Origin of the sequence: Sphaerisporangium melleum (assembly GCF_014646695.1) — a bacterium.
GTDB classification, from domain to species: Bacteria; Actinomycetota; Actinomycetes; order Streptosporangiales; family Streptosporangiaceae; genus Sphaerisporangium; species Sphaerisporangium melleum.
This window is the reverse complement of sequence record NZ_BMNT01000003.1, coordinates 255814-276764: the sequence shown is the minus strand read 5'-3', so window position 1 is coordinate 276764 and position 20951 is coordinate 255814. Positions and strand designations below refer to the sequence as shown.

Below are 20951 nucleotides of genomic sequence, written 5' to 3'. Positions count from 1 at the left end.
GGTGATGAAGCCGTCCATCAGGTGCGGGTCCAGGCCGGTGAAATCGGGGGACAGTGGACCGGTCCCGGGCGGTGGCGATCCTGGGTCCTGTGTCACGATCTCGCCCCTCCGAGGCTCGTGTCCCTGTCCCGGCCCTGCCGCTGGACCGGGGGCATCACCGCCCGCCCGCCTGGCCGTGCCGCTGGTCTTCCGGTCGCCACCCCGATGGCCCCGGCTTCCAACGTAACGCAGCGACCAGCACAGAGCGGGTGATCGGCGAGAATCGATCCGGCCACCTCCAGGCACAGAACCCTGAACACCGAAGACACCTGACCGGCATGAGGGCTTGGAAGCTATGCGCCTGTCGTGTGCACCAAGCCGATCATCTCGTTGGTCATCTTGTCGGCGACGATCACAGTGGGCGCCAGCGGGGGAGGGGAGCCGCCGTGGCCGAAGGCCCGCCGTGGTGCCGGTGCCGCGAATCTTCGGCACCGGCACCACGGGTTGGAGATCGGCACTCACCGGGTGATCGCCTTGTCCAGTGCGATCTCACCGGAGTCGGCCAGCGTCGTTCTAGGGCCAGGGATCACCCCACGCCGCGTTGCGGGCGGCGCGGTAGGCGTCGCCGTGTCGTTTGGACACGTTCTCCTCGCGCAACCCGTCCGAGCACAGGGTCAGGGTGACCAGACCCTTGCGGGTGCGCGGACGCCGGAGGATCCGGCCTCGCGGCGGTGTCACCGAGGTGGAGGTGGCGATGATGGAGGAGAACTTCTCGTCCTCGAAGCCCAGTTCCGCCGCCTTGAGCCGGCGGTGGAGTGCGGTGCGGGGGAGGCGGGCAGCGAAATGGCACCACTCTCCTGGCGGAAGTGGGCACGCGCCGGTGTGCGGGCAGGGCGCCGCGATACGCATGCCCAGGTTGATCAGCTGGTCACGGGCGGCGAGGACTCGGGCGTATCCGTCGGGTGTGCCGGGCTCGATGATCGCCACCACCGTTCCATGGTCGGCCAGCCACTGTACGACGGGCCGCTGCGCGGCGGGTGGCAGTTCCGCCAGTACGTAGGAGGCGGTGACGAGATCGGCGGGTGGCATGGTGAGGTCGGCCCGGAGCCCGGACTTCCGCTATGTGGCGTGCCTGACCGCGGCGTGGTGTGCCGCGGCTGCGAGCCCGCGGCCGAACGCGATGACGGCGGGGTCGCGCTCGACCACGGTCACCTGCCGCAGGCCTGGCCAGAGAGTGGTGGCGGCCCAGATGGCCGCCCCTGTGCCGCCGCCGACGTCCAGTTGGGTCGTCGGCTGGTAATCGGGCATGGACGCGGCGGCCTGGGTGAGCGCCGCGGTGACGGCCGCGTACGTGGCGGGCATGCGGGTGGCGGCGTAGGCGGCCACGTCGGTCGTGGACCGAAGGGCGGGCTCGGTTGCCGGCCGACGGTAGCGGGCGGTGAGCTCGCCGGTCGATCGGACGAGGTCCTGCTCGCGGTGGCCGGACATCATGGTGTCCAGGGCATGCCTGAGCTCGGCGGGAAGCGAGATCATTCGGTGTCTCCCCGCGCTCAGGCCGCGCGCAGCGGGCGCCAGGCGGCCGCGGTGACGGCGGTCATGGCGGCGGCGGCAGCCCAGAAGGGCGTGGTGATCGAGGCGGCCTGTGCGATCAGGCCGCCGAGCAGCGATCCGGCTGCGGCGCCGCCCACCTGGGTGAGCGCGTAGACGCTGCCGACCCGCCCGCGCAGTTCGTCGGGCACCGCGCGCTGGAAGCCGGTGGTCACGACGATCCCCCAGTTCACGCTGTGCACCCCGAAGATGATCAGGATCGCGGCCGCGATCAGGGGTTCGGTGGTGGCCGCGAGTACGGCGTGGGTGATGATCTCGACGATCAGTCCGCCACGGAGCAGTGTCCTGGTACCGAATCGGGCGCCCAGCCGGGGAACGAGAAGGCCGCCGGCCAGTCCGCCGATACCGAAGGTGGTGAGCAGCAGCCCGTAGCCGACCTCGGTCAGGCCGAGCCGCTGTTGCGCATAGAGCGCGAAGATGGCGAACGCGGCGCAGAACGCCACGTTGGCCACCCCCATGCTCACCGCGAGCGTGCGAAGCAGACGATGCCGCCACAGCCAGCGGATCGCGGTCGCGATGTCCTCCCGCACGCTGTCACCGGCCACCGGCTGCTTCGCCGGGGTGATGTGGATGGCCGAGGTCAGTGCCGCCGCGACGAGGAAGGTCAGGGCGTCGGCCGCGAACGGCAGCGCCGCGCCGGCGGCGAAGAGCCAGCCGCCCAGCGGTTTGGCCAGGATCTGGTTGCCCAGAGTGGCGGTGGTCGCCAGCCGGGAGTTGGCCGTGGTGAGTCGCTCGGGGCTGACGGTGGCGGGCACCAGTGCGGAGAAGGCGGTGTCGGCGAGGGTCTCACCGGTACCGAGCAGGAAGAACACGATGTAGATGAGCGGGACGGAGACGGTCGAGGTGGCGACCGCGGCGGCGAGGACGGCCATGGCCAGGCCGCGCAGGATGTTCACGATGGTGACGAGGCGGCGGCGGTCGAGCCGGTCGACGTAGACGCCGCTGATCAGGGCGATGAGCAGCCAGGGCAGTTGCTGGGCGAAGGCGGCTCCGGCGACGAGCGCCGGCTCGCTGGTGAGGGAGGCGACGAGCAGCGGTCCGGCCGCCATGGTGATGCCGTCGCCGACGTTGGACACCGCCGAGGCGGTCCACAGCTTGGAGAAGTCCGCGCCGAGACGCGCGGACATGAGGGCACGCAAAACAGAGCTCCTCAGCAAGGGAAACGGTCACGAGGTCGCGAACCGCTTCGAGGCGAGGAGCGTCGGCCTGCTACTCAGCGGGCGCGCCCTCGCGTCGAAACGGTGGCGGTGACCTTGCTCTGCTGCATGACTACCTCCCGCGACGGGATCAACGTCGCAGGAAGGCTAGCCGACTTCTTCAGCGTCATCCATCGGGTTTCCCGCGCCTCGGTCGCGCTCGGCAGCGAGTTCAGCCGGTGCGCGACTTTCAGGCCGGCGTCCTTATAGGACCCGCTTGTGGTGCTCTTCCCGTGGTCCTTCCTCCGTGCGATTCCCGAATGCCTGCGCCGATCCGGGAACGGCCCGGCGCGGTGGCCGGCGCGGATTCCGGAAGCGTCGCCTCGCACGCGGATTGATGACCGTGCGGGTGTACGGCCGTCGAACGTTGCGCCGGTCAGGCGGGGAGTTCGGCGGCCGGAACGGTGGCGAGGTCGCGGTCGGTGAGGTCGGCGTGGCGGCCCGCGTGGTGGCCGGTGTGGTACCCGTCGGCGTCCAGGGCGGTGGTACGTGCGCGTCGCAGTCCGGGGAAGCGGCGCTGGAATTCGGCCTGGACGAGGGCGGACCGGTCGAGGAGCACCAGCTCGGCCCCGGTGCCCTTCACCTCTTCCGCGACCTCGGCCACTCGGTCGCGGAGTTTGGCCGCCACGCCGGAGCCGAAGCCGACGTAGAAGGCGCGCCGGAAGCCGGTGGCGGCGCGGGCCCGGCGGTCCCTGTCCGCGCCGGCGTCCCCTTCGCCAGTCCGGAAACGCAGCAGGGCGGGCCGTACCTGGTTCTCCATCTGCAGGGAGATGGAGGGCAGCAGGATGCGCAGGCCGTCCAGTACCGGCTCGGGGCCGACGACGGTCATGGTGACCTGCCGCGCGCTGCGGATGCCGCGCCCTTGGACGCCGGTCCAGTGTTGCGCGCCCTTGCAGCCGAGCGCGTCGCAGACCAGGTGGAGGGCCCAGCAGCGTTCACGGGCGTGGCCGCCGCGGTTGGAGACCTCGAACTCCAGCCCGTCGATCTGCTCCGAACGTCCGGTCGCGCCGCGTCGTACGGCGCTGGCGTCCAGGCCGTGCCGCAGCATCAGAGCAGCGGCGTGCGCGGAGGCGAGAGCGGCCTCCTCCTCGCCGGTGTTGGGGTGTTCAGCGAGGTCCAGCAGCCGGCGGACCCGTTCCATGATCTTGGCTCTGGACGCCGCGTCGGTGCCGCTCAGCGGACGATCTCCCTTCCGGCGAGCGCCGACGGTGCTGACGAAGACCAGGGACCAACCTAACGCACCCGCCCGGACGGGCATCGCCGATGACGGTGGAACGGCCGGCGGCCGGGGTATGTGCTGCGTGTCCGGCCGCCGTACCGTACCCGGGTCACCAGGTGGTGGGCTTGCCCTTTTGGTGGAGCCAGGTGTTGAAGAAGGAGGTGAGGTTCATACCGGACACTCGTTCGGCGTGGGTGATGAAGGCGGCGGTGTCGGTGTTGCCGTACCGGTGGTCGGTGGCCCACTCCTTGACGAGGCGGAAGAACGCGGCGTCGCCGATCTTGCCGCGCAGGGCGTGCAGGGTCATCGCGCCGCGGTTGTAGGGGACGTTGCCGAACATGTCCACCGGGCCGGGGTCGGTGGTGACGGTCTGCCAGAACGACGAGGTCGCCGCGCGCCCGTAGTTGCTGCCGCTGTTGAACGTCGCCTGGGCGGTGGTGCCGCCGGAGTGCTCGGTCCACAGCCAGGAGGCGTAGGTGGCGAAGCCTTCGTTCAGCCAGATGTCGGACCACTTGGTGAGCGACACGCTGTCGCCGTACCACTGGTGGGCCAGTTCGTGGGCCATCGTCCCGACGCCGGGCGCGCTGGAGAAGATCGGCTTGGTCTGGCTTTCCAGGGCGTATCCGACGTCGGGCGCGCGGTCGATGATCGCCCCGGTGGAGCCGAACGGGTACGGCCCGAAGATCGTGCTGAAGTATTCGACGATGTCGGGGATCTTCGCGACGGCCGCCGCCGACTGGGTGACCAGCCGGGGGTCCACCGCCGTGTAGACGGGGATGCCGCTCGGTGTCGTGGACCGGTCGACGGTGAAGTTTCCGAGGGTGACGGTGGCGAGGTAGGTCGCCATCGGTTCGGAGGAGTCCCACAGGAACGTCGTCCAGCCGCCGGACGTCTTCTGCGACACCAGCCGGCCGTTGCCGACCGCGGTGATGCCCTCGGGCACGGTCGCGTGGAAGGTGAAGGTCGCCTTGTCCGTCGGGTGGTCGTTGGCGGGGAACCACGAGGGGGCGCCCTGCGGCTCGCCGGGGACGAAGGCGCCGTCGTCGGTGGGCACCCAGCCTTCGATGGAGCCGTCCGGGTCGGTGATGACCGGCGGCGTCCCGGCGTAGGCGACCTGCACGGTGAAGGTGTCGCCGGTCTTCAGCTTGGGCCGGGGCGTCACCACCAGTTCCTGCCCGGTCCGGGTGAAGGAGGCCGGGTGCTCGCCGACCTTGAGCGAGGAGATGTCCGGGCCGCGGAAGTCCAGGTCGAACCGGTCGAGGTCCTGGGTCGCGACCGCGGTGATGGTGCTGGTCGCGTCCATCCGGCGGGTGGCGGGGTCGTAGCGGAAGGCGATGTCGTAGTGGCGCACGTCGTAGCCGCCGTTGCCCTGGTCGGGGAAGTAGGGGTCCCCGAGGCCGGGGGCGCCCGCCGAGTAACGGGGGTGGCCCGGGGCTCCGGGAGCGGCGTACGCGGGCGGGGCGAGCTGGAGGGAGGCCAGCGTGCACAGCGCGGCCACGGCCGCGGCGCCCCGCGTGCGGCGGGAACTCATGGTGATTCCTTTCGGCGGCACGGCCGGGGGCGGCATGCCCCCGGCCGTGGTCATTATTGGGCGCGCGGCGGGGTCAGGCCACTACCGAACGCAGGGGAACGCCGTTCTCCCGCAGGTCGTGGATCAGCTCGCGCAGGAAGGGGTGCTCGTCGGCCGCCAGTCCGCCGGGGTTGGGGATGGTGAGGTACGCCGAGCCGCCGGCCGTGGCGGTGCGCGCCGTGCCGGTGTACGCGCTGACGCGGGCCTGTGCCTTGGCCAGGTCCGCCTGGGCGACCTCGATGGTGATGGGCCGCCACTCGCTGCCGAGGTTCTCCGGCTCGGGCGCCCGCGCCGCCTCGGCCCGCAGGGCGTCCGGGCCGGGTGTCGCGGTCCGCTGCCGCGGCGCCGCGGTGTTCGCCGTGCCCGCGGGGTACAGCAGGGCGTTGGCGACCAGGTGGATGCCGTTCTCGTTGTAGGCGCGGAACAGCGGGTTGTAGGCGAACAGGAGCGCGTGGCCGTCGCCCACCGGCTCGTCGACCAGCGCCGCCGAGCCCTTGAGCGTGCCGGAGTTCACCGTGTAGCCGTTGGACCAGAAGGTGTCGCCCGACGGGTAGGTGACCACGTTCGTACCGGTCTGGCTGGGGTTGAGGATCGGGTCGCCGTTGTTGAACTGGAAGTCCTCGGCGGGACGGCCGAGCGCGGCCGGGCTGCCGGTGGCGACGTCCACCCGGAAGTGCGATCCGATCACCTGGTAGCCGGTCGGTTTGGTCCGCTCGGTGGTGGAGGTGAGCCCCGCGCTGCGCGCCACCCGGGTGCCCTCGTTGCGCAGGCCGACGTACGTGCCGCCCGCCGACACCCACGCCTTGAGGTTCGCCTGCCCCTGTGCGGTCAGGCCGCCGGTGGAGCTGCTGCCGTCCGGCACCATCAGCACCGTGCGCCCGGTGAACGCCGGGGTGTTGTCGTTGACGTCGGCGGTGGTGACGGGCTTGACGTCCAGGCCCCACCGGGCGCCGAGCACGTACCGCGCCTCGCCGTAGGAGCCGGACGTCGTGGAGACGCCGGTGCCGGCGAACAGGCCGACGTCAGGGGTGCGCAGCGCGGTCCCCGAGGGTGCCGGCCCGCGGCCGTCGACGGTGACGCCGAGGGAGCGGGCGAGCTTGTCCAGCGTGCCGGTGCCGATGGCCTTGGCGGGCAGGGTGACCACACCGGTGTCCAGGTCACGCGAGAGCGGGACGCCGGCGGCGAGCAGCTCGAAGGTGAGTTCGGCCGCGGCCGCCGAGTCCAGCGGGTAGACGTAGGAGCCCTTGGCGGGGGCGGCGGAGGCGATGCCGCCCTCGATGCGTTCCACACGGTCGGCCTTCGGTGAGAGCGCGTCGCCGGTGGAGACGGCGTCGACCCCGGCCAGCAGCGGGTTGCTCCAGGAGGAGACGTCGTAGAAGTACGGGAACGGCACGTACGGGTCCTCGGCGAGGGTCGCCTGGATCCAGTGCTTCTGCGGCTGCGCCATCGGGATCCAGTACGCGCCCTCGGGCACGGTGAAGTTCGCGGCGGTGCGGCCACCGAACAGCCGGGCGTTGGGTACCTTCAGCGGCTTCTTCAGCCGGTACACCTCGACGTCCATGTCGCGGAGCCGTTCGACCAGGCGCCGGACGTCGCCGATCTGGCGGCCGGGCAGCAGGAAGTAGGACCGGACCCGGACGTCGGGCACCGGGAACTGGACGGTGTTGGCCGGCTGGACGACCTCGTTCGGCTGCAGCCTGCCCTCGGCGCCTTCGGCCAGCGCGGTCTGCCAGACCTTGTAGTAGCCGTCCAGCACCTCGCGCTTGTTGTCCGCGGCCCAGCCGGTCGTCGCCCACTGGGTGTTGAACTGCTGCTGTACGCGGTCCTCGTCGGCCGAGGCGCTGCCCTTCTCGTACGTCATGCCCGCCGCGCCGAACCCGGCGGCCGGCACGGTGTCGCCGTACCCCATGTAGAACAGGTCATAGGTGGCGTAGTTGAAGTAGCACTCGGTGGTCACCGTGCCGCCGCAGGCGCCGTTGTACCCGAAGCCGGTGGCGTTCGCGGCGCCGATGCGGTTGATCCAGTTCACCGGCTGGTCGGCGATCTCGTGGTGGATCGGGTCGGCGTTCGGCGGGAAGAAGTACTGGCGTCCGCCCATCTCGTGGGCGTCGACGAACACCTGCGGCGGGTAGGCGCGCAGCAGCTCGATCTTGGCGTCGGTCTCCGGCTGGGTACGGGCGAACCAGTCGCGGTTGAGGTCGAAGCCGTAGTCGTTCTGCCGGCGGCCCGCGTCCCGCCCGTCGGGGTTCTGGGTGGGCACGATGACCGTGACGAGGTTGTCGTTGCGCCTGGCGACGTCGCAGGACAGGCCGGCGGCGAGTTCGTACAGGGTCTTGAGCGCGGCGTCCGCGCCGCTCTTCTCGCCACCGTGCACGTTGCCGGCGATCCAGACGATGGCGGGTGTGTCCCCGGCGGTCGCGGCGGCCTCGCGCGGCTTGGCCGAGCGGGGGTCGCGCAGCGCGCGGATCCGCTCGGCGATCTTCTTGAGCTGCCTGGGCTTGACGTGCCGTTCGCTGGAGACGATGGCGTAGGGGAGTTCCTGGCCGGAGACACCGCGGGCCATGGTGCCGGTGACCACGCGGCCGGACGCCTTGCCGATGGCCGTGACGTAGCCGCGGATCTCGTCGTTGGTGACCACCCGGGGCTGGCCCTTGCCCAAGGGGAAGCCGAAGAACCGCTCGGGGCTGGGCACGGTGGTCAGATGGGCGGCCGGGTCGGTGCTGCACTTCGGGTGGTTCCTGGCGGCGTCGGCGGGGGTGGCGCCCAGCGGCACCACGAGCGCGGTCAGCGCGAGGACCGCGACACCTGCCATCTTGCCGAGCGGACGTCTTGCACACCTGCCGGTGCGAGACGGCATCGAGCCTCCTTGGAAGGCGGAGCGGGCGCCTTCCTCGGGGGAGCGGCGCCCGTGGGGGGAGCTGATACCTGAGGGATCTATCGGGCGACTTGTGCGGAGCGTATTGTCTGCCGACAAAAGGGGCAAGAGATATTCAAGGGAACAATTCGGTTGAAGACGCTGTGAATTCCGACCTCGATGTACGCCCCGGCGGCGAGCCCGGGGCGGTACGGCGGCCGCCGGCGCGGGCACTCGGCCGGGCGGGCGATGGGGCGCCGGAAGGCTGGCGTGAGGCGTCCGCCGGACAGGGCGCCGGGGGAGAACCGCCTGTAATTTTCAGCACGAAGCCGCTTTGCCGGCCCCGGTAACGGCAGATGGCGGCCCTGCGCGCCAGGGGAGTGCCGCGCGCGTCACTTGACGGGGCTCGGACGCGGGTATTTGCTCCGCCGCACCACTACCAGCACGTCCTCGTGAGAAGGGCGCACGCGATGCGGCGATTGTTAGCGTTAACAGAAAAGCTGTCGTCGCCACGCGTCACGGCGGCGCCGGGGCTCGGGATGCCGACCCTCAGTGCGTGCCATGGAGCGAGCTTCGTGATGTTAACGCTCACAGCCTTCTCTCGTCGGGCGCATCTCCGGGAGTACTGATGAAGATCTCTCGACTGCGGCTCCGGGTCCTCGCCGGAGTCGCCGCGGCGGTCGGCCTCGCCGGGACGCTCACCGCGCCCACCATCGCCGACGCCGCCACCGGATGCCGTGTGGATTACACGGTCTCCAGCCAGTGGCAGGGCGGCTTCGGGGCGAGCGTGAACGTCACCAACCTGGGTGACGCGATCAACGGATGGCGGCTGACCTGGTCGTTCCCGGCCGGGCAGACGATCAGCCAGCTGTGGAACGGCTCCTACACCCAGTCCGGCACCCAGGTCACTGTGACCAACGCCTCCTACAACGGCTCGCTGGCCACCGGGGCGAGCACGACCTTCGGCTTCAACGGGAGCTGGACCGGGAGCAATCCGGCGCCCGCGAGTTTCGCGCTCAACGGCGTGACCTGCACCGGCGGTGTGGGCGGCACACCCAGCCCCTCCGAGACCCCCTCGCCGGTCCCATCGCCGAGTCCTACGCCGAGCCCGTCGGTCACCCCGCAGCCGTCGGACCTGCCGTGTGACATCTACGCCGCGGGTGGCACGCCGTGCATCGCCGCGCACAGCACGACGCGCGCGCTGTTCCGCGCCTACACCGGCAACCTGTACCAGGTGCGGCGATCGTCGGACAACACGACCAGGAACATCGGCGTCGTGAGCACCGGCGGCATCGCCAACGCCGCGTCGCAGGACTCCTTCTGCGCCGGCACCTCCTGCGTCATCACGATCATCTACGACCAGTCGGGGCGCGGCAACAACCTCGGCTACCAGGGGCCCGGCGGGGTCGGCGGCGCCGTCTCGCCCGCGAGCGCGACCAGGGAGTCGCTCACGGTCGGCGGCGGCAAGGCCTACTCGCTGTTCATCCCCGGGTCGAGCAGCTACTGGCGGGACGGTCACCTCACGGGCGTCCCGACCGGCAGCGCGCCGGAGGGCATGTACATGGTGACCAGCGGCACGCACGTCAACAGCGGTTGCTGCTTCGACTACGGCAACAGCGAGACGACCAGGCGGGCCGACGGCGCCGGCGCGATGGACGCGATCTACTTCGGGACGAGCTGCTGGTTCGGCGGGTGCTCCGGCTCCGGCCCGTGGGTGCAGGCGGACCTGGAGTACGGGCTCTACCCGGGCGGGAGCTCGCGCTGGAACACCAACCAGCGGGCCTTCACCAGCAAGTTCGTCACCGCGACGCTGAAGAACAACGGGACGTCACGCTTCGCGATCAAGGGCGCGAACGCGCAGTCCGGCGGTCTGTTCACCCTCTATGACGGCACGCTTCCGAGCGGATACAGCCCGATGCGGAAGCAGGGGGCCATCATCCTGGGCAGCGGCGGCGACTGCTGCATCGACAACAGAAACCAGAGCGTGGGGACGTTCTACGAAGGGGCGATGGTCGCGGGCTATCCGTCGGACGCCGCCGAGAACGCCGTCCAGGCCAACATCATCGCCGCGGGCTACCGCTGACGACGTGAACTCATGATCGGGGTCCGCGCTGGTGACGGGTCATCAGCGCGGACCCGCTTCGGGGGGCGGGCGCCGGCTTCCGCGGCCGCTCGGCGGTGTTCGTCCGCTGAGCGGGCCGGCACGCGTGCGGAGGCGGTCCGGACGGGCCGGTCATCCGTCGCAGCGGTACAGGAACAGGATCTTGTCGTCCTGCCAGTCGTGGCGCTGTTCCACCTGTGTGCCGATGGTGTCGAAGAGTTTCTCGATCCTGCCCCGCTGGTAGGGGAACTCGTCCACCAGGATGTACCGCACTCGCTTGATGCGGAGCAGTGCACGCAGCCGGGTCTCGATCCACTCGTCGGACATGTAGTGGAACCAGCCCATGGTGATCAGCAGGTCGATGTCCTGGAGATCGGTCTGCTCGAGTGTGTCGAAGCTCCCGACCCGGAAATCGACGCCGGAGCGGCCGAACCGCTGCAGAAAGCGTGCCCAGGAGATCGCCCGCGGGTCGATGTCGTACCCGAACCGGTGTTTCGCGTGCACCCGGCTCACGATTTCCCCGAGGCCGCAGCCGACCTCCACCACCACGTCCAGGCCGCCGGGAACGTCTTCGGCGAAAGCCACGGCCATCTTCTTGTAATTGGTGGTGTGAAAACCCCGGAGGTGCCATCTCTCACCCCGGTACACCAGGAACAGCGGAAACTGCATGACCTTCTGGGCCAGGGCGATCGCCACGTTCTCCGCCCCGTGCCGCCTGGCGACATGAATCTTCCGGTTGATTTTGCGCACGGCTACCGGCATGTCTGGCTCCCCGGTGATCGAAGAATGATGCCGTGCCAGGCAACCACCGGCGACCGGTGCCCGCCGTGCCAACACGCCGCGATCATTTCCCATCTTTCGGCAACGTCATTCCCCGGCCCGTTCCCTTTGTCGGCACGGATGCCGGCCGGGTGGTATCCGAAGATCCACCGGCCGGATCGCGGGGAAATGGTCATGCGATGTTTGGTGGACGGTTCTTGGCTAATATGGCAATCGTCATCGCTTGTCCCGTTTTTTCGGTCCGGGTGGACGGGCAGGGATCGGCGGGGGATGTCGAGGGTAGTCGTTCAGCGGAAACGGCGATCGACAGACGGCGGTGAAACGATGGCGACCATGATGGAACGCATCAAGGAGTACCTGCGCGGCCCCAAGGGGCAGGAGCACGCCCATCGGGTCAAGGTCATGGCCAGGGACCCGCAGAACCAGAGCAGGCTGCGCTATTTCATGGACCGGTGGCGCTCTCGCGGGACCCACCACTGACGGTCCGCGCGACCGCGCCGATCACAGAGCCCGCCGGCCGGGAACCCCTCCCCGGCCGGCGCGGCGTGCCCCCGCGCCCGGACCTGGGTGTCGGAGGAGCGGTGTCACCTGGCAGGCTTGCCTTCTGGACCGGAGTGTTCGCGAAGACCCCCGTGGAGGCCGACCTTGCAGGGACCGCTCAGTGACATCGTGGTCCTCGACCTGTCCCGGGCGCTGGCCGGGCCGCACGGAGCGCAGATGCTCGGCGACCTGGGCGCCATGGTGATCAAAGTCGAGCATCCCGGCGGCGGTGACGAGTCGCGCGGGTGGGGGCCGCCCTTCGTGGGCCCCCAAGGGGACATCTCCACGTACTTCCTGGCGACCAACCGGAACAAGCGGTCCATCACCCTCGACCTCAAGAGCGAGGAGGGCGCCGCGCTGCTCACCCGCCTCGTCCGGCAGAGCGACGTCCTGATCGAGAACTTCCGCACCGGTGTGCTCGACCGTCTCGGCTTCCCGGTGGAGCATTTGCACGAGCTGAACCCGCGCCTGGTCATCCTGTCCATCACCGGGTTCGGTCACGACGGCCCCGAGGGCGGGCGGCCCGGGTACGACCAGATCGCCCAGGGCGAGGCGGGCCTGATGAGCCTGACCGGCCCCTCGCCCGACGAGCCGTACCGCGTGGGCGCCTCGGTCGCCGACCTGCTCGCCGGAATCCACGGCGCGTACGGCGTGGTGGCCGCGCTGTACGAACGCGAGCGCACCGGCCGGGGCAAGGTCGTGCGCACCTCGCTGCTGGCCTCGGTGGTCGGCGTGCACTCCTACCACGGGACGGCCTGGACGGTCGGCCGGCAGGTCCCGGTGGCCGCCGGAAACCACCACGCCTCGATAGCGCCGTACGGGGCGTTCCGCTGCGCCGACGGGGTGATCCAGATCGCGGTCGCCAACGACGCCCAGTGGAGCAGGCTCGCCCCGCTGCTGGGCATCGACCCGGCGACGCCGAAGTACGCGGTCAACCGGGAGCGGCGCGCCCACCGCGACGAGCTGATCGCGGACATGGAGCGGGCGCTGGGCGTCCACGACCGGGCGCACTGGCTCGCCGTGCTGGCCGAGGCGGGCATCCCCGCCGGGGCGGTCCGCACGCTGGACGAGGTCTACGCCTGGGAGCAGACCAGGTCGCAGGACCTCGTGGTCACCGTGGACCACCCGGTGCTCGGCCCGATCGAGCTGCCGGGGTCGCCGCTGCGCTTCGACGGCGCGCCGCCCGCCGAGCACCTGCCGCCGCCCGCGCTCGGCCAGGACGACCAAGCGGTGCGCGAATGGCTGGCCCGGCGCGAGGAGCGGCGCCCGGCCGCCGGAGTCGAGGAACGGCCCGGGGCCGGAGCGGGCCCGGAGCCGGGCCGCACCGCGGCGGACGCGGCACAGAGCGGGCCGCGAGTGCCGGAGGGAGCGGGGACGTCCGGGAGACAGGCCTACCTCGCGAACGCGGAGAAGCGGGAGGGGTGAGCGGTCCGGTGAGCGGCGCCGCACGCCCCGACGCGCACACGTTGATCCGTACCGTCCTCGACCCCGGGTCATGGAAGTCATGGGACGAGCCGGTCGTGGACCCCGCCCCGCCCGAGTCGCCGTACGCCGAAGAGCTGGCGGCCGTCCGGGCGAGAACCTCCTACGACGAGTCGGTGGTGACCGGCGAGGGACTGCTCGCCGGGCGCCGGGTGGCGGTCATGGCCTGCGAGTTCTCCTTCCTCGCCGGGTCCATCGGGGTCGCCGCCGCCGAACGGCTGGTGCGCGCCGTGGAGCGGGCCACGGCGGAGGGCCTGCCGCTGCTGGCCGCGCCCGCCTCCGGCGGCACCCGCATGCAGGAGGGCGCCATCGCCTTCGTCCAGATGATCAAGATCAGCGCCGCGGTGTCCGCGCACCGCGCGGCCGGGCTGCCCTACATCGTCTACCTGCGCCATCCCACCACCGGCGGGGTGTTCGCCTCGTGGGGGTCGCTCGGGCACGTCACCGCCGCCGAGCCCGGCGCGCTCATCGGCTTCCTCGGCCCGCGGGTGTTCGAGGCACTGCACGGCTACCCCTTCCCACCGGACGTGCAGGTCGCCGAGAACCTCTACGAGCACGGCCTGGTCGACGCGGTGGTGTCGGCGGAGCACGCGCGCGAGGTCGCCATCCGCGCCCTGGCGGTCATGTGCGCGCCCAGGGACGCCGCGCGGCTGCGCGAACGGGGCGAGACGCCCGCCCGCGGGCCCGAGCCGGAGGAACGGGCCGCCGACGTGGACGCCTGGGAGGCGATCAGCCGGTCGCGCCGCGACGACCGGCCCGGGGTCAAGGCGCTGCTCAAACTCGGCGCCTCGCACGTGACACCGCTCAACGGCACCGGCGCGGGGGAGAACGACCCCGGGCTGCTGCTCGCCCTGGCCATGTTCGGCCGGGCGCCCGCCGTGGTGCTCGGCCACGACCGCCGGCGCGTCACCGGCCGCCACCTCGGCCCGGCCGGGCTGCGGGTGGCCCGGCGCGGCATGCACCTGGCCTCCGAGCTGGGCCTGCCGCTGGTCACCGTGGTGGACACCCCCGGGGCCGCCTTGTCGAAGGCGGCCGAGGAGGGCGGCCTGGCCGGTGAGATCGCCCGCTGCCTGGCCGATCTGGTCATGCTGGACGCCCCGACGGTGTGCCTGCTCCTCGGCGAGGGGGCGGGCGGCGCCGCGCTGGCCCTGCTGCCCGCCGACCGGGTGCTGTGCGCCCAGCACGCCTGGCTGTCGCCGCTCCCGCCCGAGGGGGCCTCGGCGATCCTGTACCGGACCATCGACTTCGCCCCCGAGATCGCCAAGGTCCAGGGGGTGCGGGCCGCGGACCTGCGGCGCACCGGTGTCGCCGACCGGGTCATCCCCGAGTTCCCGGACGCGGCGTACGAGGAGAAGGAGTTCTGCGAGCGGGTGGCCGCCACGCTGGAGTACGAGATCCTCGGCCTGATGGAAAGCCCGGCCGAGGACCGCCTGACCACCCGCCTCGCCCGCTACCGCCACCTCGGCACCCCCGGCTGACCCGCCAGAGAGCGGGCCACCCGCTCGGTACGGGACGGGCGTGCCGGAGGGCGGGACGCGGGCGGAACGGTTCCGTGGCGCTCCGGACTCGGGCCGCCGCGCTCAGGACATCTAGCGCGGGGACGGTCGTACCGCGGGGTCGGGGGTCGAGAGGGGGATGTCGGCCCAGAACGGCGGGTTCGGGGCCTGCTCGACCCGGCCGATCCGTCGGCCGTGCGCGTTGTACAGCGTGATGGTGTATCCCTCGGCGAAGACGTCCCCTTCATGCTCGGCGGGCGCCGCGAACAGGGTGAACCCTCGTTTCCAGGGGTCGGGGACCGCCCGCGCCGAGACGACGCGCCCGTCGCGGTACCGCACCTCCGCCTTGGCCGTCCCGGCCTTGGCCAGGCCGAACCAGAAGCCCTGGGCGAACCGCCAGTCCGCCGGGCGCTCGCCGGTCAGCAGATCCTCGATCGGCCGGCCGGGGGTCAGGACGGTCGCACCGATGACCTCCCCGTCGTGCAGCCAGAGCAGGGTCCCGTCCTCGTGCAGGCGTGCCACCAGCCCGCCGGCGGGTTTCGCGTCGGGCCGCTCGGCAGGGGCGCTCGTCAAGGAGTCCGGGGCCCGGTCGGGCGTCACCCGCTGAACGACCCGGCCGTCCGAGCCGGTGAACTCGAACACGCCGACCCCTGCCCCCGCCGGGTACGTCACCGTCCATACCGCGGCCGGCGCCCCCTTCGGGCGGTAGATGAGGCCGGGCAGACGGGAACCGTCTCGGCCGACCGCCGCGACGTCGGCCACCCCCGGGAGAGCCATGCCGTAGGAGATGAGGGTGCCGGTGTTCGGCCACTCCTCACTCGTCGAGCCGGCGTACCAGGCGTGGTTCCCGTCATGGACCGGGTCCACCGCCACCGGGCAGCCGGCGACGCTGGCGCCGTGCAGCGCGTACTGGGTGGCCGCGCACAGTTTGATGTACCGCGGCTCGCCGGTGCCCTGCCGCGGTGACGGATCGGTGAACCACAGGCGTATCGGCCGGCCGTTCGACGGGTCCACGATCGCCAGTGTCCCGCCCACCGGCGGGTTCTTGGCCACCTGCGCGGCGTAGGCGTCCCAGCGTCCGGATGGGTCCGGGAGCGGGAGGGAGGCGGGCGGGGTGCGGCGCGTCGTGGTGGCGGTGTCGGGCCCTGAATGGGACAGGACGAGGGGCACGCCCGCCACCAGGGCGGCCGCACAGAGCGGGACGGCGGCCAGCGCGGCCCACCGGACCCGCCTGGCCCGGGTCACACGGCGCTGGACCTCCGCCCACGCGTGCGGGTCGGTCTCGTAGGAGCGCGCGCGGGCGCGCAGGGCCTCGCGCAGGTCGTCCTCAATCATCACTGCTCTCCTGGAGGGAACGCCCGAGGGCCCCGAGGGCACGGCTCGTGTGGGTCTTGACGGAACCGGGGGTGACCCCCATGGCGTCGGCGATCTCGCGCTCGGACAGCTCCAGCCAGTAACGCAGGACCAGGGCCTCACGCTGGCGCCGTGGCAGACGGTCGACGGCGGCGAGCAGATCGCGATGCCGCTCGGCGACCAGGAACGCCTGCTCGCCGCTGTGCTGCGTCACGGCCGGCTCGCCCGCCTCGGAGCGGCGCAGGCGCGCGAGCCGGAGATGACGTACCCGGTTGCGGGTCAGGTTGCAGACGATCGCACGGAGGTAGGGCACGGCCGCGTCGGCCTCGCGCAGGCGGCCCATCTTCTGGTGCAGCCGGGCGAAGGCCTCTTGGGCGATGTCCTCCGGATCGTCCGCGCCGAGCAGGCCGGCCAGCCGGACCATCGCCGCGTAGTGCGCGGCGAACAGGTCAGCGAAGGACGGTCGCCCGGTCGAGACGACGGATGCTTCGGTCACACACCAGAGACACTCACGCCGCGCGTAGGTTGACAGGGGATCGGCACGCGTTCGACCCGGATGGAGTGGACCTCCTCGTGCGGGACGACGACCTCGTACGCGCCGTGGTCGACCATCCAGTAGCCCAGCGCCTCGGCCTTCAGGCCGCTGTGCCCGGTGTAGGCGATGTGCAGGCCGTCGTCGTCCTCGTCCAGGACCACGCAGGGCTCGCCGCCGAACGCGCCGACCGTGCGCAGCAGCACCAGCCACTGCAGGTCGTCGCGGCGGACCCGCCGGCGCCAGTAGCCGCCCACCTGCTGGAAGCCCCCGCGGGGCTCCTCACTGAACAGGACGACGTCGTCGGGGCCCGGCCCCAGGGCGGCGGCGTAGGTCTGGTCGCCGTGGTGGGCGATGAAGCCGAGACCGACGGGTTCGATGTCGCTCATGCGGCCGGCCGCCAGGTGAGCCCGTCGTACTCGGCGAACCGCCGCTCGCCCCGGGAGCCGAGATAACGGATCTCCGCCCCGGCGGGGATGGGCATCGGCGCGGTGTGGAACTGGGGGACGACATGCTGGCGCGAGGTGGTGAAACCGTTGCCGGCGAACGGCGGCGTATCGTTCCAATCTCCGCCCATGTGCGGGCCGTAGGGCACGACGTAGGCGTCGGTGTCGCGCACCTGCCACCGCAGGATGTACAGCTCGGGGACCGAGGGGGTGAGCTCGGAGCCCTCGAAGGTCAGGTCGAGCGCGGAGATCAGCAGCTCGGGCGTGGTCAGCCGTGAGCAGTCCTGCACGCGGTAGACGTATCCCGAGATGATCGTGCGTTGGCCCGCGAGGTAGGGCACCAGCAGCCGTGGTGGGATGACCTTTTGCATCTGCGTACTCGGTGCCGGCTCGCTCACATCCCGCATTTTACGATCTGGCGACCTCCGGGTTCGGCACGGCGCGATAAATATCTGGACGCCGGTGGTCCAGGCAGGGCAGCACGGCGCGCACCCGCTCGGTCTCGGCGGGGTCGACCTCGACGACCTGGACGGCGCCCGCCGGGCCGAGGTCGGCGCGCACCACGCCGAGCGGGTCGACCAGCATGCTCCTGCCCACGCCGAAGCCGTCCTTCGCCTCGTGGTCGGGCGCCTGGCCGACGGCGATCGTCCACATGGTGTTCTCCAGCGCCCTCGCCCGCACCAGGGTCGCCCAGTGCTCTTCCTTCAGCGGGCCCGAGCCCCAGGCGGCGATGATCGCGAACGCCTCCGCGCCGCGGTCGACCAGGGCCCGCGCCAGCTCGGGGAAACGGACGTCGTAGCAGGTGATCAGGCCCAGGCGCAGGCCCTCCAGCTCCACGACCACCGGCTCGTCCCCGGGCGCGACCAGCTCGGACTCGCGCGCGCCGAAGGAGTCGAACAGGTGGATCTTGCGGTAGGCGGCGCGCAGCCGGCCCTGCCGGTCGAGGGCGATGGCCGTGTTGTGCACCCGGCCGTCCCCGGAGGGGGTGAAGGTGCCGAGGACGACGGCGATCTCGTGGGCGCGCGCGGCCTCGGCGACGGCCGTCACGAAAGGCCCCTCCAGCGGCTCGGCGGCCTCGGTGACCCCCTTGCCGAACCGGGTCAGCGTCGCCTCGGGGAACACCGCGACCCGCGCCCCGCCCGACGCCGCCCGGCCGAGGGCGTCGCGCACCCGCTCCAGGTTGGTCTTCGGGTCGCCGGACACCGGAATCTGGCACAGAGCGATACGCGTCACCGCTCCAGCCTAAACGCGCCCGCCCTCCATCTGAAGATCCCCGTGCCGACGCTCGGCGCTCGGGTGCGGGTACCGAGCCGGCCGACAGGGTCGAGCGTTGGTCGCACCGCCTCCGCTCTGCCGTATCAGGCGTGCGTGTCGCCGGCCGGGGGGCGGCGGTTGGGGATGAGGTGGTACCAGGTGGCGCATCGCCAGGCCCATTCCAGGGGGCCGTAGCGGAAGCGGGCGGTCCACCAGCGGGCGAAGCCGGTGAGCGCGGCGATGGCGAGCGCGGCGACGACGAGGACGCCGGCCCGGGTGTCGTCCCGGGTCAGCAGCGGCAGCACCGCCAGGGTGATCAGCGTGCCGGTGACGTAGGCCGTGAGGGCGATGCGGCCGAGCGGTTCGAGCACCGCCGACAGCCAGGGCAGATGGGGCAGCGCCAGCAGCAGGCCGGTGCAGTACGCGGTCGCCCCGGCCAGGCCGGCCAGCGGGTAGACGCTGACCGTGTAGGGGAAGCGGAAGGTCTCCGGGTGCACCCACAGGTACGCCCAGGCGGCGGCGAGCGCGACGGCGAGCGGAGCGCTGATCAGGAAGGCCGCGGTCAGCGCGCGCCGGCCCGGCGCGTACGCGATCACCGCCATGCCGAGCAGGAACAGGCCGGGGATCAGCCACACCCCGCCCGCGTGGACCAGTACCGCCCAGGTCACGGCGGCGACCCCCGCGGCCAGCACCATCCAGCGGCGCAGGTAGGAGGCGGGGAGCAGGACGATGGCGCCGGTCAGGGCGTAGGGGAGCAGCACCTCGCCGGGGCTGAGCGTCCGGTGCAGCAGCCCCAAGGCGGCGAGCGCGGCGAGCCGCCGGAGCAGGACGAGGCGCGGGTGGGCCGTCCGGCGGGCCGCCGAGCGCAGGAACAGGACGAAGCTCACGCCGAACAGGAAGGAGAAGATCGGGAAGAAGCGGCTCTGCAGGAGGTTCTCGACCAGCCAGTCGGTGGGGGTGGTCGTGCTCCGCCGCACCGCGTCGGAGGTGTGCTGCCAGGCGTTGACCAGCGTGATCCCGCAGACCGCGAAGCCGCGCAGCGCGTCCAGTTCGCGGATCCGGGCGGGGGCCGGTTCCTGGCGATCTTCCGCATCGCGGGCAGATCTCGCGATCACCTCATGAGGCTATCGCCGCCCCATCGTCGACGTCTCCCCTCATGGCACGAAATTCCGCTTGAGGCCATCTATTTCTCTATATGTCGAGGCAGTGGAGCCCGGCCGGTCCGCCTGACCGGGGGGGGGTGTGCCGTGGCGATCACGAGGTTCGCCGCGAGGCATGGAACAGGGGCGGGTGGTGATCGCCTGGGGACGCGGGCAAGGAGGGGGCGGGCGGATAGGCTGGCCGGCGTGAACGAGCCATTGGTCGCGAGCATGCGAGAGTTCGGCACGACGATCTTCGCCGAGATGACGGCCCTCGCCGTACGGACCGGGTCGATCAACCTGGGGCAGGGCTTCCCCGACACCGACGGGCCCGATGCGATGCTGGAGCACGCGGTGGCCGCGATCAGGGCCGGCGGGAATCAATATCCGCCCGGCCCCGGCATCCCCGAATTGCGGCAGGCCGTCGCGGAGCACCGCAAGCAGCACTACGGGCTGCTGTACGACCCCGACGGCGAGATCCTGGTGACCGTGGGCGCGACCGAGGCGATCGCGGCGTCCCTTCTCGCGCTGTGCGACACCGGGGACGAGGTGATCCTCTTCGAGCCCTACTACGACTCCTACAGCGCCGTCGTGGCGCTGTCGGGCGCGGTGCGCCGCCCCGTGCCGCTGCGTCCGGTGGCGGGCCGGTTCACCTTCGACCCGGACGAGCTGCGTGCGGCCGTGGGCCCCCGCACCAGGGCGATCGTGGTCAACACCCCGCACAACCCCACCGGCACCGTCTTCACCCGGGACGAGCTGTCGCAGATCGCCGCCCTGTGCCAGGAGCACGACCTCATCGCGATCAGCGACGAGGTGTACGAGCACCTCACCTTCGACGGCGTCGAGCACGTGCCCATCGCGACCCTGCCGGGCATGCGCGAGCGCACCGTGATGATCTCGTCGGCGGGCAAGACCTTCTCGGTGACCGGCTGGAAGATCGGCTGGCTGTGCGCGCCCGCCAGGCTGGTCACGGCCGTCCAGACCGTCAAGCAGTTCCTCACCTACACCGCCGGAGGGCCGTGGCAGGTCGCCGTGGCCCACGCCCTGCGCGAGGAGCTCGGCTGGGTCGCCGGGCTGCGCGACTCGCTCGCCGCCAAGCGCGACCGCCTCATGACGGGGCTGTCGGCCGCCGGGTTCGGCGTGTACCGCCCGGCCGGGACGTACTTCGTGCAGACCGACATCCGCCCGCTGGGCTTCGCCGACGGCGGCGAGCTGGCCCGGCGGCTGCCCGAGCTGGCCGGTGTCGTCGCCGTCCCGACCCAGGTCTTCTACGACCGTCCCGAGCTCGGCCGGCACTTCCTGCGCTTCGCCTTCTGCAAGAGGGACGAGATCATCGACGAGGCCGTCGCCCGGCTGGCCCATCTCGGACGGCCCGGAAAACGGACTGACAACGTGGTGTAAA

Annotated in this window: 16 protein-coding genes and 1 pseudogene; 5 read left to right on the top strand and 12 right to left on the bottom strand. The window is 71.6% G+C overall.

All coding sequences use genetic code 11. The features are described from left to right. Window positions 1-552: 552 nt before the first annotated feature. The 5 genes and pseudogenes from IEY93_RS04215 to IEY93_RS04195 all read right to left on the bottom strand — a co-directional run bounded on the left by IEY93_RS04215 (window position 553) and on the right by IEY93_RS04195 (window position 8429). Window positions 553-1467, bottom strand: a pseudogene (locus IEY93_RS04215) (small ribosomal subunit Rsm22 family protein). 62 nt (window positions 1468-1529) lie between these two features. Beyond that, complete coding sequence (locus IEY93_RS04210; RefSeq protein ID WP_203967932.1) at window positions 1530-2714, bottom strand: MFS transporter; 1185 nt, start codon at window positions 2712-2714, stop codon at window positions 1530-1532. Window positions 2715-3159: 445 nt separating this feature from the next. Further along, the gene (locus IEY93_RS04205) at window positions 3160-3924 is read right to left on the bottom strand and encodes a DUF2786 domain-containing protein (RefSeq protein WP_189161585.1); all 765 of its coding nucleotides are present in this window, start codon (window positions 3922-3924) and stop codon (window positions 3160-3162) included. A gap of 187 nt (window positions 3925-4111) precedes the next feature. After that, window positions 4112-5533, bottom strand: coding sequence for a M1 family metallopeptidase (locus IEY93_RS04200; RefSeq protein ID WP_189161584.1), 1422 nt, complete (start codon window positions 5531-5533; stop codon window positions 4112-4114). A 73-nt stretch (window positions 5534-5606) separates the two neighbouring features. Continuing rightward, complete coding sequence (locus tag IEY93_RS04195; RefSeq protein WP_189161583.1) at window positions 5607-8429, bottom strand: M14 family zinc carboxypeptidase; 2823 nt, start codon at window positions 8427-8429, stop codon at window positions 5607-5609. 625 nt (window positions 8430-9054) lie between these two features. Between IEY93_RS04195 and IEY93_RS04190 the strand changes: the two genes are divergently transcribed. Next, entirely contained in the window at window positions 9055-10509 is a 1455-nt protein-coding gene (locus IEY93_RS04190; protein ID WP_189161582.1) for an arabinofuranosidase catalytic domain-containing protein, read from the top strand. A gap of 150 nt (window positions 10510-10659) precedes the next feature. Here IEY93_RS04190 and IEY93_RS04185 read toward each other — a convergent pair whose 3' ends face one another. Further along, window positions 10660-11382, bottom strand: a complete 723-nt coding sequence (locus tag IEY93_RS04185) for a class I SAM-dependent methyltransferase (protein ID WP_189161581.1) — start codon at window positions 11380-11382, stop codon at window positions 10660-10662. 249 nt (window positions 11383-11631) lie between these two features. On the opposite strand from IEY93_RS04185, the gene IEY93_RS04180 reads away from it, so the two are divergent. From IEY93_RS04180 to IEY93_RS04170, 3 genes are all read left to right on the top strand, one after another. After that, window positions 11632-11787 (top strand): hypothetical protein, encoded by a 156-nt coding sequence (locus IEY93_RS04180; RefSeq protein WP_189161580.1) that lies wholly within the window; start codon window positions 11632-11634, stop codon window positions 11785-11787. Window positions 11788-11952: 165 nt separating this feature from the next. Beyond that, window positions 11953-13272, top strand: a complete 1320-nt coding sequence (locus tag IEY93_RS04175) for a CaiB/BaiF CoA transferase family protein (protein ID WP_189161579.1) — start codon at window positions 11953-11955, stop codon at window positions 13270-13272. Continuing rightward, window positions 13269-14807: a carboxyl transferase domain-containing protein gene (locus tag IEY93_RS04170; RefSeq protein WP_229690840.1), complete on the top strand. Its 1539-nt coding sequence runs from the start codon at window positions 13269-13271 to the stop codon at window positions 14805-14807. Before IEY93_RS04175 ends, IEY93_RS04170 begins: the two co-directional genes overlap by 4 nt. A gap of 111 nt (window positions 14808-14918) precedes the next feature. Here the strand turns inward: IEY93_RS04170 and IEY93_RS04165 are convergent, their stop codons facing one another. The 6 genes from IEY93_RS04165 to IEY93_RS04140 form a co-directional block, all read right to left on the bottom strand. Continuing rightward, the gene (locus IEY93_RS04165) at window positions 14919-16160 is read right to left on the bottom strand and encodes a hypothetical protein (protein ID WP_189161578.1); all 1242 of its coding nucleotides are present in this window, start codon (window positions 16158-16160) and stop codon (window positions 14919-14921) included. Next, a complete protein-coding gene (locus IEY93_RS04160) occupies window positions 16153-16674 on the bottom strand; it encodes an RNA polymerase sigma factor (protein ID WP_229690839.1) in 522 nt (173 codons plus the stop codon). The genes IEY93_RS04165 and IEY93_RS04160 overlap by 8 nt, the downstream gene beginning before the upstream one ends. Further along, entirely contained in the window at window positions 16671-17099 is a 429-nt protein-coding gene (locus IEY93_RS04155; protein ID WP_189161577.1) for a hypothetical protein, read from the bottom strand. The genes IEY93_RS04160 and IEY93_RS04155 overlap by 4 nt, the downstream gene beginning before the upstream one ends. Then, a complete protein-coding gene (locus tag IEY93_RS04150) occupies window positions 17096-17554 on the bottom strand; it encodes a hypothetical protein (RefSeq protein WP_229690838.1) in 459 nt (152 codons plus the stop codon). The genes IEY93_RS04155 and IEY93_RS04150 overlap by 4 nt, the downstream gene beginning before the upstream one ends. Window positions 17555-17564: 10 nt before the next feature. After that, window positions 17565-18389 carry a carbon-nitrogen hydrolase family protein gene (locus IEY93_RS04145; RefSeq protein ID WP_189161576.1) on the bottom strand — a complete coding sequence of 275 codons (825 nt, stop codon included), beginning with the start codon at window positions 18387-18389 and terminating at the stop codon, window positions 17565-17567. 125 nt (window positions 18390-18514) lie between these two features. Next, a complete protein-coding gene (locus IEY93_RS04140; protein ID WP_229690837.1) occupies window positions 18515-19525 on the bottom strand; it encodes a DUF418 domain-containing protein in 1011 nt (336 codons plus the stop codon). A 231-nt stretch (window positions 19526-19756) separates the two neighbouring features. Between IEY93_RS04140 and IEY93_RS04135 the strand changes: the two genes are divergently transcribed. Beyond that, a complete protein-coding gene (locus tag IEY93_RS04135) occupies window positions 19757-20950 on the top strand; it encodes a pyridoxal phosphate-dependent aminotransferase (protein WP_189161575.1) in 1194 nt (397 codons plus the stop codon). Window position 20951 lies beyond the last annotated feature (1 nt).

Bases quoted from the DNA above. Each gene is read 5' to 3' on its own strand.
- IEY93_RS04210 (WP_203967932.1), bottom strand. From the start codon at position 2,714: ATGTCCGCGCGTCTCGGCGCGGACTTCTCCAAGCTGTGGACCGCCTCG.
- IEY93_RS04205 (WP_189161585.1), bottom strand. From the start codon at position 3,924: ATGGAACGGGTCCGCCGGCTGCTGGACCTCGCTGAACACCCCAACACC.
- IEY93_RS04200 (WP_189161584.1), bottom strand. From the start codon at position 5,533: ATGAGTTCCCGCCGCACGCGGGGCGCCGCGGCCGTGGCCGCGCTGTGC.
- IEY93_RS04195 (WP_189161583.1), bottom strand. From the start codon at position 8,429: ATGCCGTCTCGCACCGGCAGGTGTGCAAGACGTCCGCTCGGCAAGATG.
- IEY93_RS04190 (WP_189161582.1), top strand. From the start codon at position 9,055: ATGAAGATCTCTCGACTGCGGCTCCGGGTCCTCGCCGGAGTCGCCGCG.
- IEY93_RS04185 (WP_189161581.1), bottom strand. From the start codon at position 11,382: ATGGGAAATGATCGCGGCGTGTTGGCACGGCGGGCACCGGTCGCCGGT.
- IEY93_RS04180 (WP_189161580.1), top strand. From the start codon at position 11,632: ATGGCGACCATGATGGAACGCATCAAGGAGTACCTGCGCGGCCCCAAG.
- IEY93_RS04165 (WP_189161578.1), bottom strand. From the start codon at position 16,160: ATGATTGAGGACGACCTGCGCGAGGCCCTGCGCGCCCGCGCGCGCTCC.
- IEY93_RS04155 (WP_189161577.1), bottom strand. From the start codon at position 17,099: ATGAGCGACATCGAACCCGTCGGTCTCGGCTTCATCGCCCACCACGGC.